Origin of the sequence: Halorubrum sp. (assembly GCF_046498025.1) — an archaeon.
GTDB lineage: Archaea > Halobacteriota > Halobacteria > Halobacteriales > Haloferacaceae > Halorubrum.
In genome coordinates this window covers 44,004-59,176 of record NZ_JAWOBM010000076.1, presented here as the reverse complement: position 1 = coordinate 59,176, position 15,173 = coordinate 44,004, and the positions used below count along the sequence as shown (strand labels likewise).

The 15,173-nt window shown below is 70.5% G+C and carries 12 protein-coding genes; 6 read left to right on the top strand and 6 right to left on the bottom strand.

The features are described 5' to 3' along the window. Positions 1-275: 275 nt before the first annotated feature. A complete protein-coding gene (locus R6U01_RS13755; RefSeq protein WP_410287024.1) occupies positions 276-1,625 on the top strand; it encodes an MFS transporter in 1,350 nt (449 codons plus the stop codon). Between the two features lie 34 nt (positions 1,626-1,659). Here the strand turns inward: R6U01_RS13755 and R6U01_RS13750 are convergent, their stop codons facing one another. Both R6U01_RS13750 and R6U01_RS13745 read right to left on the bottom strand, forming a co-directional pair. After that, positions 1,660-4,650: a DUF1508 domain-containing protein gene (locus tag R6U01_RS13750; RefSeq protein ID WP_410287023.1), complete on the bottom strand. Its 2,991-nt coding sequence runs from the start codon at positions 4,648-4,650 to the stop codon at positions 1,660-1,662. Positions 4,651-4,806: 156 nt separating this feature from the next. Beyond that, the gene (locus R6U01_RS13745; RefSeq protein ID WP_410287022.1) at positions 4,807-5,139 is read right to left on the bottom strand and encodes a 30S ribosomal protein S10; all 333 of its coding nucleotides are present in this window, start codon (positions 5,137-5,139) and stop codon (positions 4,807-4,809) included. Positions 5,140-5,344: 205 nt separating this feature from the next. Between R6U01_RS13745 and R6U01_RS13740 the strand changes: the two genes are divergently transcribed. Further along, on the top strand, positions 5,345-5,791 hold the full coding sequence (locus tag R6U01_RS13740; protein WP_410287021.1) for a bis(5'-nucleosyl)-tetraphosphatase: 447 nt from the start codon (positions 5,345-5,347) through the stop codon (positions 5,789-5,791). A 238-nt stretch (positions 5,792-6,029) separates the two neighbouring features. Further along, positions 6,030-7,028: a DUF5787 family protein gene (locus R6U01_RS13735; RefSeq protein WP_410287020.1), complete on the top strand. Its 999-nt coding sequence runs from the start codon at positions 6,030-6,032 to the stop codon at positions 7,026-7,028. 4 nt (positions 7,029-7,032) lie between these two features. Here R6U01_RS13735 and R6U01_RS13730 read toward each other — a convergent pair whose 3' ends face one another. Continuing rightward, entirely contained in the window at positions 7,033-10,104 is a 3,072-nt protein-coding gene (locus R6U01_RS13730; RefSeq protein ID WP_410287019.1) for an FAD-binding and (Fe-S)-binding domain-containing protein, read from the bottom strand. Positions 10,105-10,326: 222 nt separating this feature from the next. Between R6U01_RS13730 and R6U01_RS13725 the strand changes: the two genes are divergently transcribed. The 3 genes from R6U01_RS13725 to R6U01_RS13715 all read left to right on the top strand — a co-directional run bounded on the left by R6U01_RS13725 (position 10,327) and on the right by R6U01_RS13715 (position 13,533). After that, positions 10,327-10,896 carry an LUD domain-containing protein gene (locus R6U01_RS13725; protein WP_410287018.1) on the top strand — a complete coding sequence of 190 codons (570 nt, stop codon included), beginning with the start codon at positions 10,327-10,329 and terminating at the stop codon, positions 10,894-10,896. After that, complete coding sequence (locus R6U01_RS13720) at positions 10,889-13,123, top strand: LUD domain-containing protein (protein ID WP_410287017.1); 2,235 nt, start codon at positions 10,889-10,891, stop codon at positions 13,121-13,123. Before R6U01_RS13725 ends, R6U01_RS13720 begins: the two co-directional genes overlap by 8 nt. A 101-nt stretch (positions 13,124-13,224) precedes the next feature. Then, positions 13,225-13,533: a PRC-barrel domain-containing protein gene (locus R6U01_RS13715; protein WP_410287016.1), complete on the top strand. Its 309-nt coding sequence runs from the start codon at positions 13,225-13,227 to the stop codon at positions 13,531-13,533. A 31-nt stretch (positions 13,534-13,564) separates the two neighbouring features. Here R6U01_RS13715 and R6U01_RS13710 read toward each other — a convergent pair whose 3' ends face one another. The 3 genes from R6U01_RS13710 to R6U01_RS13700 form a co-directional block, all read right to left on the bottom strand. Continuing rightward, entirely contained in the window at positions 13,565-13,891 is a 327-nt protein-coding gene (locus R6U01_RS13710) for a hypothetical protein (protein WP_410287015.1), read from the bottom strand. 62 nt (positions 13,892-13,953) lie between these two features. Then, complete coding sequence (locus R6U01_RS13705) at positions 13,954-14,367, bottom strand: hypothetical protein (protein ID WP_410287014.1); 414 nt, start codon at positions 14,365-14,367, stop codon at positions 13,954-13,956. 4 nt (positions 14,368-14,371) lie between these two features. Then, complete coding sequence (locus R6U01_RS13700; protein WP_410287044.1) at positions 14,372-15,064, bottom strand: hypothetical protein; 693 nt, start codon at positions 15,062-15,064, stop codon at positions 14,372-14,374. Between the last annotated feature and the right edge of the window lie 109 nt (positions 15,065-15,173).

The following is a 15,173-nucleotide window of genomic DNA, read 5'->3' as shown; positions in this document are numbered from 1 at the left end:
CTGTTGAGAACGAGCCAGTACGGACCCGGAAAGACAGTTGGATTATCAAACGAGTCGTTTATCATCATCTGAATCGTCCCATCGGTAGGTGAGAAATCACGTGCTCGGACGGGTACTTTCGTCTCCGGTGGGCCGTTGCCGGACCGACACGTTCGAGCCGGTATCGGACCGTTCAGACCGAGGGGGGAACCCCGCTGATCGGGCTTTCGACCGTCTCGGATCGGCGACTGTCACGGATCGCCGACCGCCGTCCGCTTACGGGAGCGAGGTTCGCAGTGAAGCCCGCTGACCTGCTGTACGGGAAGTACCGGAACCTGATCTTGGCGACGGCGATGTTCAACCTCGGGTTCGTCATCTGGTTCTCGTTCGCACCCTTCACCGGCGGCATCGCCGCGGAGTTCGGCCTCTCGGTCCAGCAGCTCGGGATCGTCGCGAGCGCCGCTATCGTCGCCGTCCCCCTCGGCCGCATCCTCATCGGGCCGCTGACGGACCGGTTCGGGGCGAACGTCACCGGCGGAGTGACGCTCGTCACCGTCGGGACGTTCGCGATCCTGAGCGCGTTCGCACAGACCTACGAGGTGTTCACGGCCTCCCGGATCGTCGCGTCGCTCTCGGGGATCACCTTCGTCATCGGTATCCAGCACGTCGCCGAGTGGTTCGAGGAGGAGAACCTCGGGACCGCAGAGGGGATATTCGCCGGGATCGGCAACGCCGGCGCCGGGCTGGGGGCGTACTTCACCCTGCCGCGGATCTTCGGCGAGGGGTACGTCGACCCGATCTTCGGCCCGGGGTTCCTCGCCACCTCGTCCAACTGGCGGGCGGCGTTCTTCTACACCGGGGCGCTCGCGGTGCTGCTCGGGACCGTCTACTACGTCTTCGGCGGGGCCGCGAAGAGCGAGGCGAAGCGGGAGGCGACGAAGGCGGGCGTGAGCTGGGACCAGTGGCGCTTCATCGCCACCCGCTACGGCGCGGTCGTCCTCTCGGTCGCGTACGTGATGTCCTTCGGGCTCGAACTCGCGATGAACGGGTGGCTCGGGACCTACTACCGGGAAGCGTTCGGCCAGGGCGACGTGGTGATCGCCGCGACGTTCGCCGCCACGTTCTCGGTCGCCGCCGGGCTTCTCCGGCCGATCGGGGGATACATCAGCGACGTCGTCGCCCGCAACGAGCGGAACGTCATCCCGTTTTTCGCTGGGCAGTACCGCAACCAGTGGACGTTCGCCACGCTCTCGTTCGTGGTCCTGTCGATGTTCGGCATGACGCTCGCCGGGCTGACGGGGAACATCTACGTCGCCGTCGTCGCCGGCTTCCTCGTCGGGACCGGCTGCGCGTTCTCCGAGGGCGCGATCTTCGCGCAGGTGCCCGCCATGTTCCCGGACAACTCCGGATCCGTCGCCGGCATCGTCGGCGGGATCGGCACCGTCGGCGGGGTCGTCTACCCCCTGGCGTTCTCCGCGGCGTTCCTGCCGAACCTCCACGTCGGCTACGCGATCGTGGGAGCGTCGATGCTTCCGATCTTGGGGCTCACGGCGTGGGTGTTCCAGCCGAAGATCGCGGCCCGTGCGAACGACGACGGGTGGCTCGTCTCCGGTGAGCGCGTCGTGGCGACCGACGACGACGACTGAGCCGACCCACCCGCTCGGCGGGGCGACTCCTCGTTCACGTGGCGTCGGGGTCCGCGACGGGTTCCTCGACGCGGGCGTCGGGGTCCGCTTCGCCTCCGGTCCCCGGCTCGTCCTCGTCCCTCGGTTCCGACTCCCGTCCGTCGAGCGGCTCGATGGGCGCGAGCGGGGCGTAGCGTCGGATCCGCTCGACGCTATCGCGCGCCCCCCGCCGCGTGGCGTATCCCTGACCGGAATCGAGCAGGATGTCGCCGTTGCGGTGTCGGAGCCGAAACCGGTGTTTTCCCGCCCGGTCCGCGTACAGTTCGAACGCCGCGCGGCCGATATCGAGGAGGTCGGCGACCGGAGCGTACTCCCGAGCGCGGGCGAGCGACTCGCGGGCCCCTCGCTCGCTGTCGAACGACCGAACGCTCCGCGCGATGGGGCGTCCGTTCCCCGCCCGGAGCCGCCAGCGGTACCCTCCCCCGCCCTCCCACGTCAGATCCGGGTCCCGTTCGTCGTCCGCGAGGCCGTCCCGGGCGCCCTTGGCCCCGTTCACCGCCCCCGAACGAGCGGCGTACCCCGTCGGCGACTCGGCGAGCGCACGGCCGTTCGGCCCCACCAGCCGCCACCGCCAGGCCCCTCCCTCGTCGCGGTACACCTCGAAGCCGGCCGGGTCACACCGGAGGTACGCCGCGGGGCCGACCAGCTCTCGGAGCGCGGTTATCGCCCGACGGACGCCCCGGCGGGAGGCGTATCCCTCCCCGCCGTCCGCGAGGACGTCGCCGTTCTCGTGTCGGAGCCGGAAGCGTGCCTCGCCCGCTCGGTCGGTGTACACCTCGAACCGAGCGCGAGTCCACGGCACCTCGTCCGGGTCGCCCTCACGCAGGGTGGTCTCGCCCGCCGGCGGACGCGGCGAGCGATAGGCTTCCGACTCCCTCCGTGAGCCGACGGCGCCCGTCGACCGCCCTCGCTTGGGCGTCACGTGCCAGACCCCGGGAGCGCCGGCGAGCTGGAGGTAGAGCGCGTGAATCTGGATGGCCCAGCCGACGGGGATCCACAGGTAGGCGTGACCCAGCATCTGCGCCCGCCGGCCGACCCCCCGTGGGAACTCGATAGCGGGGTCGCGGAGCGTCGCGTACGCGACGGAGGCCCCGCGGGCGGGGAGCAACAACAGCGCGAGGCCGACGGCGATGACCCCCGGAAGCGGGCTCCCGAAGCCGACGAGCGACAGCAGGAACAGCGCCGGAAACACCGTGTACAGCGGCGCGCTCACGGAGGCGAAGAGCAGCCAACAGACGCCGACGGTACGCTTGAGCCCGAGCGAGCGCCAGGATCGGACCACGCGAAGTCCGTGCTTCGCCGTCACCTGCGCCCAGCCGCGGGCCCACCGGACCCGCTGGCGGATCAGCGCGGGAACGGTGGTCGGGGTGAGCTCGTACGCGACCATCTCGGCGTCGTAGGCCACCTCCCAGTCCGTTTCGATCAAGAGCCGGACCGTCAGGTCGATGTCCTCGGTGAGCCGGGCGGGCGACCAGCCGCCGACCGACGGCGGCACCTCTCGCCGGAAGATCGCCGCCGAACCGGCGAAGTGGGCCGCACCGAACACCTCGCTCATGAACGGGTGTTCGACCCACGTGCTGTGTTGCCGCTCCGCGCTGACGAACCGCGAGAGCCGGTCCGCTTCCGGGTACTTCGCCGCCTTCCGGCCCTGGACCACGCCGACCCGGGGCGACGCCTCCAGCCTGGCGAGCCCGCGGGCGAGGAACTCGGGTCCGACCGTCTCGTCGGCGTCGAGCAACAGCGCGAACGGCGTCTCGATGTGTTCCCACGCGGCGTTGAGGTCGCCCGCCTTCGAGCCGGCGGTCCCTTCCATCACCGCCACGCGGTCGGGGTACCGGTCACGGAACTCGCGGGCGACCGCGACCGTACCGTCGGCGGACTTCGCCGCCGGCACGATCAGGAACCGGATCCCGGGCAGCGCCTTCAGATTATGCGAGAGGCTCTCGGGCAACACCGACCCCTCGTTCGCCGCGGACACCACGACCGTCACCGGGGCGTCGGGGTCGTGCGGACGCGGTTCCGGTCGGTCGCCGCGGAGCCAGCGGCGGGCGTGGAGCAGCATGAGGTACTCGAAGCCGACTCCGGCGGTCAACAGCACGAGGTAGCCGCCGAGGAGCGGCAGGAACGCGTCGACGTACGCCAGCAGGACCGCGAGCAGCAGCACGTTCACCAGCGCGACCGTGGTGAACGCGTGTTGGACCGCCGTCGCGGTCACGCCGACGATCGCGGCCGGGAGGTCCGGCGTCCGCGGCGCGGGCGTCTGCGCCCCGAGCGCGCCGACGGCACCGAGACCGGCGACGACTAGCGCGGGGCGTACCGCCGACGGCGCGGTCACGATCGGGTCGGGACCCGCGGTCAGCGCGACGACCAGCGTCGCGAGCGCGCCAGTCCCGACCGCGACGAGCAGCGCCGCCTCCCAGTAGCGCGCCGCGGAGTGGGGTCGGGGCGGCGCCACGCTCAGCGCTCGGTGGCGCATCCAGAACACGTGAACGGCCAGCGCCCCGAAACCGCTGGCGTACGCCAGGAGGGCCGCGCGGGGAACGAACGGCCCGGGATCCAACACGAGCGCGGAACCCAGCAGCACCGCCTGGTGACCGCTGAACGGGACGGCGACGCGCTCGCTTCGAGAGGCCCCGGAGATCCGCACGTCGATCGCGAGGAGGAACGCCTGGGCGCCGGCCGCCAGGGCGACGACGCGCACGGTCGTCGGGAGTCCCTCGACCGGCACCTCGCCGGCGAGCGCGAGGGCGACGACGAGCGCGACGGCCCCGAACAGGATCGTGGCGGCCCCGCCGACCGGGCGGGCGGCGCGGATACGCGTGAGCCGCCAGGCGTCCGCGAACGCGGCGATCGTCAGCACGGTGACGCCCCCCGCGAGGAGCGTCCACCCGACCGACGAGTCCCACAGCCCCGCGATCACGACGCCAGCGACCGCGGCGAGCATCGAAAGAAACCAGATAGCGTCGTATATTCGGAAGGAAGACATCGGAAGAGTATACGTCTAGAGAACATATAAGTATAGATGAATATCTTTATTAGTTGTTCGTTTTAGCTGGAAATAATACTCGTCGGAAGAGAACGTCACGCGGGAACTGTGTTGGGTATCAGGGGTCGTTCGACGGCCGAGCTCCGGTTCCGCTGGTCAGTCTCGTCGATGCCCGAGCGGCTTCTTTTGGTCGACTTCGACTTCGACGTGGATCGAGTCGGGGAAGTCGCGACCGACGACTTCGCGGGCGATGTCGTCGGAGCCGTGGATCTCCATCGACCGCTTGTACACGGAGTAGCTCCACGGCGAGAACTCGTCGCCGACGCGAAGCTGTTTATAAAGCGGGACGCGGACCGTTTCGGCGGGCGTGGCGTGCGGGCCCTTGCACTCCGCGCCCTTGCGTTCGAGCGTCGACTTGAGCTCCTGGACCGTCTCGGCGAGCACGTCGCGGTCGCCGGAGGCGAAAGAGAGTTTGGTGACGAAGGTCATAGCTGGGGGTCGTGCGGCCATGGTCGCCCGAGGAGTAAAAACGCATCTACCGAGCGCACCGCGACCGCCGGGACCGTCCACGGTGATATATAAGCGTCCACACGAGCCCCGAGTGCGCCGTGCAGATCGGTTCACGGGTCCTGAAACGGCCGGTGCGTCGGGCAGTCCGACACCCTCTTTACGGGTGCTTGCTTACCTGACGCTAATGACGGTCGAAGCGACCAGTGCCGGAGCCATCCTCTTCCGCGATACCCGCGGCGAACGGGAGTACTTACTCCTGAAGAGCCGACCGGGGGACTGGGAGTTCCCCAAAGGCGGGGTCGAGGGGGACGAGGAGCTCCAGCAGACGGCGATACGGGAGGTGTCGGAGGAGGCCGGAATCGAGGATTTCCGGCTGATCGACGGCTTCCGGAAGGAGTACGACTACGTGTTCGAGGCGAGCGGCAACACCATCCACAAGACGGTTCACCTGTTCATCGCGCGCTCGTTCGAAGCGAGCGCCGAGATCTCGAACGAACACCGCGACCTGCAGTGGCGCGACTACGATCAGGCGCTCAACACGATCACGCAGGACGGCCCCCGCGACATCTTAGAGGAGGCCCACGAGTATCTCGACGAGCAGAAAGACGAGGAAACCGGCGACTACGTCTGAGCCGGCGGCGCACCGAGAGCCGACCGGACAGCGACGATCCGCGCCTCGGTGACCGGACGGTCAGCACCTCGGTGACCGGGCGTTCGGCGCCTCGGTGACCGGGCGTTCGGCGCCTCGGTGACCGGGCGTTCGGCGCCTCGGTGACCGGGCGTTCGGCGCCTCGGTGACCGGGCGTTCGGCGCCTCGGTGACCGGGCGTTCGGCGGTTCGTTTTTAAGGGCCCCCGCACTACCCCAGCCGTGACTCCGGACGCAGAGTTCGGCTACGAGCTCCTCGTCTGCCGGTACGCCGAGCTGGGGTGGCACCCGACCGACGGGCCGCGCCCGGCGCTCGTCTCCCGCCAGCTCGGCACCGCCGAGCGACGCTGGGACACGGTCGTGATCGAGGTCGACCCCGCGGCGTTCGCCGCGCGGCGCGCCTTCGGCGAGCGGACCATCGACTCCGACCTCCTCCACGTGGTCCGCCACGCCCCCGCGGCGTGGGCGTGGTACCGCGACGCGCTCCCCCACCCCGGCTACCCGTGGCGGTACGTCCGGCGGGCGGTCCACCGCGCCGCGGGCCGCGACCTGATCGAGAAGCGACGGCGGAACAACCGGATCCAGCTCCGTCGGAAGCGACCGTACCCCGACTGGGTCGAGCGGATCGTCGCGATCGAGAACAAGCCGGACCTGAACCGCTCCGCGGCCGACCGGCTCGCCGACCAGCTCGCTCACGACGTCGAGACCGGGCTGGCGGACGAGGCGTGGCTCGCGACCGAGACGACCGGCGAGCGCGTCGAGCCGGCGCTCCTCCGCGAGATGCCGGTCGAGGCCGGCATCCTCGCGACCGACTTCTCGGCGGGGGGACGCCGCGACGCGGCCGACGTGGCGTGGCACCCGAGCGACCTCTCGCCCGGAGACGCCCGATCCCGCGATCCCGACGTCGAAACGCTGCGGCTGGAGATCGCCGAACGCGCCTACGGGAAGGGGTGGCGCTCGTTCCACGACACGATGCGCCCCGACTGTCGCCACTTCGAACTGCGGCGCGAGGGGCGGGGGCTCGTCCCGTACTGCGCGGCGAAAGGGAGGGTACCAACCGCGCGGGAGTGTTCGGGTTCCTGCCCGTCGTTCACGCCCGAGCCGCCGACGTGGCGCACGAAGGGCTGGCCGATCGAGGGCGGCCCCGGGAAGGGGCTTAAACGGGTGCTGGCGAGGCGACGGGAGCGAGCCCGGGACCGGATCGAACCGGGCGGCGACTGAACCCCTACACCAACGCCGCCGCGAGCTTCTCCACCGGGTGCGGCGGCTCCGGCGCGGCGCCGTCGCGCTCCTTCAGCTGCGTCCGGCAGGAGGCGCCGGGGGCGACGAGCTCGTCGCCGTCGCTCTCCGCGACCTGGTCGAAGAGGATCCGCCCTATCGCCTTGCTCATCGAGTAGTGCTCGGCCTCGTAGCCGAACGACCCGGCCATCCCGCAGCAGGAGGAGTCGAGCGGGTCGACGCCGTAGCCGGCGCGGCGGAGCACGCCGACCGCGTGGTGGTCCTTCTTCGTCGCCTTCTGGTGGCAGTGACCGTGATACGTGAGCGACTCGGTGGGCGCGTCGAGGGTGAGCGCCTCGTCGAGCCGGTGGGCGTCGACGTACTCCATGATACCGTAGGTGTTCCCGGAGACGGTCGCCACGTCGCCGTCGGGCACGTCGCTGGCGTCGCCGTCGAGCAGGTCGTGGTAGTCGGACTGGAGCATCACGGCGTCGGTGGGCTCCACGACGACCACGTCCCAGCCGTCTCTGACGTCCGGCGCGAGCGTCTTCACGGCGTCTTCCGCCGCCGCGCGCGACTCGTCGAGCATCCCCTTCGAGTGCGGCGGGCGCCCGCTCCCGTCGACGTCCGGAATCCTGACGTGACAGTTGGCGGCCTCCAGCACCCGGACCGCCGCCTTCCCCGCGCCGGGGTTCGTGTAGGTGGTGTACACGTCGGGGAACAGCAGCACGTCGCGGTCGGCCTCGGCGCGCGGGACCCCGGCGCCGCCGCGGGCCTCGAACCAGTCGGTGAGGCTCTCCGAGCGGAAGGTCGGCAGGTCGCGCTCGCTCGCGATCCCGAGGGCCTTCTCCATGACGAGGCCGGCGCCGGGGAGCTTCCCGGGGAGGTTCGAGAGGGGGGCGAGCCTCGAACCGAGCGGCGCCAACCGCTCGAAGTTCCCGAGCAGCCGGGTGCGCAGGTCGATCCCGTGCTCCTCGTGGTGGGCGTGCTCGACCTCGGCCTTGAGCTTCGCCATGTCGACGCCGCTCGGACAGTCCTTCTTACAGCCCTTACAGCCGATACACAGGTCCATCACCTCGGTGACGAACTCGTCGTCGGTGGGGTCGTCCGGCAGCTCGCCGCTGATGGCGCCCCGAAGCATGTTCGCCCGGCCGCGGGTCGCCTGGATCTCCTCCTCGGAGGCGCGGTAGGTCGGGCACATCACGCCGCCGGTCGTCTCCTGCGGGCCGCGACAGCCGCCGCAGCCGTGACAGAGCTCGACCATCCCCTGCATTCCGTTGTCGACGGCCCACTCCATCGCGGGGTCGAAGCCGGCGTCGTACTCGTACTCCGAGTCGAACCGGAGGTGCTCGCTCATGTCGAAGTCGCCGCAGACGTTCCCCGGGTTGAGCAGCCAGTCGGGGTCGAAGGCGGTCTTGAGCTCGCGGAACGACTCCCAGAGGTCGTCGCCGTACAGCTTCCGGTTCCACTGGGTCCGGGCCCGGCCGTCCCCGTGTTCGCCGGAGACCGACCCGCCGAGCCTGACCACCGCGTCGGTGACGCGGTCGGCGATGTCCACCATCGCCTCGACGTCGTCGACCTCCTTCGTGTTGATCAGCGGGCGGATGTGGAGCACGCCGGGACCGGCGTGCGCGTAGAACGTCGCGAAGGTGTCGTTGTCCGCGAGGATCTCCTGGAACTCGCGGGTGTACTCGGGGAGGTGCTCCGGCGGGATGGCGCAGTCCTCGATGAAGGAGATGTGCTTCTCGTCGGTGGTCCGCGACAGGAGGATCGGGAGCCCCGACTTCCGCATCTTCCAGAACCGGTCGCGGTCCGCGGGGTCGTGCGCCTCCATCGCGTCGACCGCCCGGCGCGGCTGGCTCGTGACGCCGGTCGCGCCCTCGCTCGGGTCCGCCTCCGTCTCCGGACGCGGGCGGTCGGCCGTCGCGCCCACCCGGTCCGCGACCAGGTCGGCGACCTTCTGTCGCCCCTCCGCGTCGCTCTCGGCGTAGAACTCGACGAGGAGCACGGAGTTCGTCCCCTCGGGCAGCATCCCGACGACGTCCTCGAACTCGGGCGTGTCGGCGGCGAGCCCGAGGAGGACGTCGTCCATCACCTCGACGGCAGAGGGGTCGTGCTCGAGGATGGGCGCCACGTCCTCCATCGCGTCCAGGAGGTCGTCGTAGGTCAGGAGCGCGACCGCCTTCGTGTCGGGGATCTCGACGAGCGAGACGGTCGCCTCGGTGACCGTCGCGAGCGTCCCCTCGCTCCCCGCCATGAGCCGGGCGAGGTTGACGACGCCTGCCTCCCCGTACTCGCCGCGGTACTCGGCGAGTAGCCGGTCGAGGTTGTAGCCGGAGACGTTGCGTTTCATATCCGGATAGCGCTCGTCGATGGCGTCGGCGTCCTCGTCGAGGATCCGGACGATCTCGGCGTGGATCCGCGGGAGGAGGTCGTCGGCGTCGGGGTCGGCCGACTCGCGGAGGTCGTCGACGGCCACCTCGCCGAACGTGGTCACCGTCCCGTCCGCGAGCACGACCTCCGCCTCCTCCACGTAGTGGTCCGTCTTCCCGTACTTCAGCGAGTGCGAGCCGGTGGAGTTGTTGCCGATCGCGCCGCCGACCGCCGACTTGTCGCGCCACGCCGGGTCGGGGGCGAACTTCAACCCGTGCGACCTGACGGCCGCGTTGAGGTCGCCGACGTACGCGCCGGCCTGGACCCGGGCGGTCTTCGCGTCGGGGTCCGTCGAGCGCACCGCGTCCATCTCGTCGGTGATATCGAGGACGACCGCCTCGTTGACGGTCTGGCCGGCGAGCGACGTGCCGCCGCCCCGCGGCAGGACGGGGATCCCCTCCGCGAAGCAGTACTCGTGGACCGCCGCCACGTCCGCGGTGGACTCGGGCATCACGACGCCGATTGGCGTGACCTCGTACCCCGAGGCGTCGGTCGCGTAGAGCCGCTTCGAGTAGTCGTCGAACCGCACGTCTCCCTCGACTCGGCGGTCGAGCGCGTCCACCAGCTCCGGCCGGTCGACACCGCCCCCGGTGTAGTCGAAGTCTCCCCCGTCTCTCGGGTCCGGGTCCGGCGTGTTGGTTGCCATGAGATACCTTCACGGTCGAAACATGAAAAAGCCCCTGACCCCGACGGGAATACGAGAATCCGGTGTGGTCCGACCGTACCGGTCCGGCCCCGCGAGAGCTGTCGACTGCGTGGAGCGCGTCCGAGGGAGGTGGCGAAGGCGAGCGACGCGGAGCGCGGGCCCGGACCGCCGCGGTCCGGGAGCCGGCACAACACCCATATATATCCACTTGAATGATGAAGTATGTCAGTCGCCGACCGCTCGACGTTCAAACGCCGTCTCGACTCCCTCGGCGTGACCGTCTCCGAGGGGCCCGAGAGCGCGTGTGCAGATCTGATCGACGAGGCCGCCGGCGAACCGGCGGTCGGCGTCGCACTGGGCGCCGAGGGCGAAGGCGCGGTCGACTCGACGGCGGCACTGCCGGCCCGCGTCGAGACCGACCCGACCACGGCCCAGCTCCGCGCGGCCCACACCGGCGTCACGGACGCGTCGCTGGGTGTGGCCGAGTACGGGAGCGTCGCGATCGAGACCGATCCCGCGGGCACGGAACCCGTGAGCCTCTTCGTCGACCGCCACGTCGTCGTCCTCCGCGAGGCCGACCTCGTCCCGGACATGCCCGACGCGTTCGAGTGGCTCGGCCCGAAGGCGCGCGACGAGTCCGTCGACGTCGTGTTCGCGACCGGGCCGAGCGCCACCGCCGACATGGGCGGACTCGTCCACGGCGCGCACGGGCCGAAGGAGGTCCACGTGGTGCTGTTGCGAGACGAGACGGACGAGGCCGCGACGGACCCCGAGGTGACCCCCGATGAGTAGCGACGCGCCGAAGGGCGACCGCATCCGCGAGCTGATGGCCACCGAGGGCGACGCGGTCTCCGAGAACACCCGCGGCTTCAACGAGGGGCGGTACGAGTCGACCGGACGGCTCGACGACTACGAGGCGCTGAAAGCCGACGCGCGGGAGATCAAAGAGGACGCGATCGAGCGGCTCCCGGAGCTCATCGATCGGGTGAGAGAGACCGTCGAGGCCGACGGCGGCACCGTCTACGTCGCCGACGACGCGGCCGACGCGAACCGGTACATCACCGAGCTGACCGCCGAGGAGCGGGACGCGGACCGCCTCGTGAAGTCGAAGTCGATGACCTCCGAGGAGATCGAGGTGAACGAGGCGCTCGAGGCCGAGGGCGTCGAGGTTATCGAGACGGACTTGGGCGAGTGGGTGCTCCAGCTCGCCGACGAGGCGCCCTCCCACATCGTCGCGCCCGCGATCCACAAGTCCCGCGAGTCGATCGCGGAGCTGTTCGCGGAGCGGTTCGACCCGGAGGACCCGCCCGAGACCGCGGAGGAGCTCACGATGTTCGCCCGCGAGCGGCTCGGCGAGCTGATCGAAGACGCCGACGTGGGGATGACGGGCGCGAACTTCGTCGCGGCCGACTCCGGCACCATGCTCCTCGTCACCAGCGAGGGCAACGCCCGGAAGACGGTGACCGCGACGGACACTCACATCGCGGTCGCCGGCGTCGAGAAGATCGTGCCGACCGTCGAGGACTTCGCCCCGTTCGTCGAGCTGATCGGACGCTCCGGCACCGGGCAGGACGTGACCTCGTACATCTCCACGCTGACCCCGCCCGTCGACTCGCCGGTACCGGACTTCCGGAACGACGCGGAGCCGCTCGCCGACGGCTCGGGCGACGACCGTGACTTCCACCTCGTCCTCATCGACAACGGTCGGCTGGCGATGCGCGAGGACGAGCAGCTGAAGGAGACGCTGTACTGCATCCGGTGTTCGGCCTGCTCGAACGCCTGCGGTAACTTCCAGAGCGTCGGCGGTCACGCGTTCGGCGGCGAGACGTACTCCGGCGGGATCGCCACCGGCTGGGAGGCGGGCATCGAGGGGCTCGACGTCGCCGCCGAGTTCAACGACCTCTGTACCGGCTGCTCGCGGTGCGTCCCGGCGTGTCCGGTCGGGATCGACATCCCGTGGATCAACACCGTCGTCCGCGACCGGATCAACCGCGGCGAGGCCGACCCCCGCCAGACGGACTGGATGTTCGAGGAGCTGGTCCCGGACGAGGAGCCCGCCGGGCTCGACCTGCGCACGCGGCTCGTCGGCAACTACGAGACGCTGGCGAAGTGGGGGAGCCGGACCGCGCCGGTGGCGAACCGGCTCGCCGACGCGGGGCCGATGCGCGCGATCGCGGAGCGCGTCGTCGGGATCGACCGCCGGCGCGACCTCCCCGAGTTCGCGAGCGAGTCGCTCGTCGACTGGTTCGAGGCCCGCGGCGGAGCCCGTGTGCCGGTCGACGAGGCCGAACGCGAGGCCGTGCTCTACCCCGACACGGCGACCAACTACGTCGACGTCGACCGGGGGAAGGCGGCGGTGCGCGCACTGGAGGCGCTCGACGTCCACGTTCGGGTCCCGGATCTCCCAGGAAGCGGCCGCCCGCCGCTCTCGCAGGGGATGATAGCGACGGCGGAGTCGGCCGCCGAGGACGTGTACGCCGGGCTCGCGACCCACGTCGACGCCGGTCGGGACGTGGTCGTGATCGAGCCGAGCGACCTCGCGATGTTCCGGAACGAGTACGAGAAGTTCCTCCCGGCGGCCTCCCACGAGCGGCTCGCCGAGGCGAGCTACGACGTGATGGAGTACGTCTTCGGCCTGCTGGAGAACGGCGGCGACCCGGCCGCGCTCCGGGCGCCGGTCGAGGGGACCGGCCCGGTCGCCTCCGGGACGCGGGTCGCGTACCACCCGCACTGTCAGGCGCGGACGATCGGCGTCGGCGAGCACGCGACCGCCGTGATGGAGGCGCTCGGCTACCACGTGCGCGTCTCCGACACCGAGTGCTGCGGGATGGCCGGTTCGTTCGGCTACAAGAGCGACTACTACGAGCTGAGCATGGACGTGGGCGAACCGCTTCGGGAGCAGTTCGGCGACACCGACCGCACCGTCGTCGCCGCCGGCACCTCCTGTACCGAGCAGATCGACGCCCTCCTCGGCGACGCGCCGATGCACCCCGTCGAACTGGTCGCGCCGCGGGAGTGAGGCGGCCGCGAGCGACCGGTCCGGCCGCGACCCCGCCGACCGTCTGACGGACGTCGTTCGACAACGAACGCTTAATAGGCGCGCTCGTGACCGTATTCCATATGAACGCGGTTCCACAGGAGATCACGTCGCTCGTCGGTCGTGAGGTGTACTCGAACAACGGCGTCTTCGTCGGCGAGATCGAGGACGTGCGACTCGACCTCGACGCGCAGACGGTGACCGGCCTCGCGCTCGCGGAGCTCAACCGCGAGCTGTTCGCCGGGCGCGTCGACGGAAACACCGGCGTCATCCTCCCCTACCGGTGGGTCCGGGCCGTCGGCGACGTCGTGTTGATCAACGACGTCATCGAGCGCCTGGACACGGGCAGCGACGAGGACGAGCCGGAGATCGGACAGTCCGCGCAGCGCTGAGCCGAGACGCGTCGGGACCAGTCGGACCTATTTAAAAGGGAAGCGCGTCGCGGAGACTCGCCAGAAAGCCGCCGCCCTCGCGCCGCTTGCGGTCGAACACGGGGTACAGCGCGTCGAGGAACTCGGTCTCGTTTTCGAACCGGGTCTGCGGTACCTCTGCCAGCGCCTCGGAGAGCGCGATCGTCCGGCCCTTGGCGTCGTAGGGGATCTCGTCGTCGTCGAGCGCGTCGACGATCTCGTCGCCGGTCGCGGGGAACGAGACGCCCGCCTCCTCGACGCGTTCGTCGAGGACGGCGATTCCGAACTCGATCGCGTCGGGCTCCGAGGATCCGCCGCCGCCGGGTGGGCGTGCTGCCATCGACCCGACGTACTCGCTCGGTCCTTTTTAAACCCGGTGCTCGCGCGACCGAGTCCGTCGTCTCACTCCGGAAGCGACTCTTCGGGCGGGATCGCGTCGAGGACGGCGAGCTCCACTCCGTCTCCGGACCGGTCGAACGCCGCGACGCTCTCGTGGTCGTAGGGGGGAACGGCGACGAGCACGACCGCGGCGAGGTCGTCCGTCCGCGACACGCCGAGGAACCCGTCCGGGTGCGAGAGGAACCGCGTGCCGCCGTGGCCCGCCGGCGTGCCGAGATCGACGCCGAACACCGCGTTCACCGACTCCGCCACGTCCGGCGTGAAGTGCGTCAGTATCGGCGTCTCCGGGTCGAGCCCGGTGTCGCTCTCGAAGTCGCCGGCCGGCGTGGCCGACAGGCGGAGGTTCGTCTCCGCGGGGTCGCGTTCGGCCGCCTGACCGAGCAGCACGGTCAGCAGGTCGCGGGTGACGTGGATCACGCGCTCAGATTCCGATGGCGGAGCGGAGCGTCTTCGCGTAGAGCCCCGGCGCCTTGCTGCGGGAGCTCGAGAGCGCGTCCTCGACCGCGACCGCCGCGCCCTCGAGCACGCCGACGCCGTGCCCGACCAGCACTCGGTCGGGGTTCAGCCCTGAGAGCGCGTCCGTCGGTGGCGTCAGCCGGAGCATCGGGTGGACGCCGATCCGCTCGCGGTCCCCGCGGTAGTACGTCGCGGACCCGAGCGCCTCCGGGACGATCAGCGTCTCGCCGTCGAAGAACCCGACCTCCTGCCACGGCGGCAGCGAGGAATCGCGGATACGGAACGCCTCGAAGCCCGTGTCGGCCAGCCGGTCGCCGAACCGCTCGACCGGCGCGTCGAGCTCGCTCGCGACGCCGGTCATCCACTCCGGGACCCACACCGAGACGTCGTGCCGGGTCGCGACCGCGGCGCTGTCGCGCTTGTGACGGTCGAGGCCGACGACGACGCCCGCCACCGATCCGAGGTCCGCCAGCAGGTCGTCGAGCTCGGGGGCGTCCACCGGGTCGAACACCCAGACGTCGTCCGTCTCGGTCTCCTCGTTCGGCACCGCGACCGCGTGGCTCGCGCGCTCCATCGTCTCGCCGGGGTATGCGATCCACCCGACGCCGCCGTCGAACCGGTCGATCTCGTGGAGGTCCGCCTCGCCGTCGCCTTTCATTCCCATGCGAACGGTTTCGGCCCGGACCCTTTTCAACCCGTCTCCCAGGTCGACGGCTGTCCGCCGATCGTCTCGCTGCCGATCGCGTGCGGCCGCGAACCGATCGCGC

Bases quoted from the DNA above. Each gene is read 5' to 3' on its own strand.
- R6U01_RS13710 (WP_410287015.1), bottom strand. From the start codon at position 13,891: ATGGCAGCACGCCCACCCGGCGGCGGCGGATCCTCGGAGCCCGACGCG.
- R6U01_RS13720 (WP_410287017.1), top strand. From the start codon at position 10,889: ATGAGTAGCGACGCGCCGAAGGGCGACCGCATCCGCGAGCTGATGGCC.
- R6U01_RS13700 (WP_410287044.1), bottom strand. From the start codon at position 15,064: ATGAAAGGCGACGGCGAGGCGGACCTCCACGAGATCGACCGGTTCGAC.
- R6U01_RS13740 (WP_410287021.1), top strand. From the start codon at position 5,345: ATGACGGTCGAAGCGACCAGTGCCGGAGCCATCCTCTTCCGCGATACC.
- R6U01_RS13745 (WP_410287022.1), bottom strand. From the start codon at position 5,139: ATGACCTTCGTCACCAAACTCTCTTTCGCCTCCGGCGACCGCGACGTG.
- R6U01_RS13730 (WP_410287019.1), bottom strand. From the start codon at position 10,104: ATGGCAACCAACACGCCGGACCCGGACCCGAGAGACGGGGGAGACTTC.
- R6U01_RS13715 (WP_410287016.1), top strand. From the start codon at position 13,225: ATGAACGCGGTTCCACAGGAGATCACGTCGCTCGTCGGTCGTGAGGTG.
- R6U01_RS13725 (WP_410287018.1), top strand. From the start codon at position 10,327: ATGTCAGTCGCCGACCGCTCGACGTTCAAACGCCGTCTCGACTCCCTC.
- R6U01_RS13750 (WP_410287023.1), bottom strand. From the start codon at position 4,650: ATGTCTTCCTTCCGAATATACGACGCTATCTGGTTTCTTTCGATGCTC.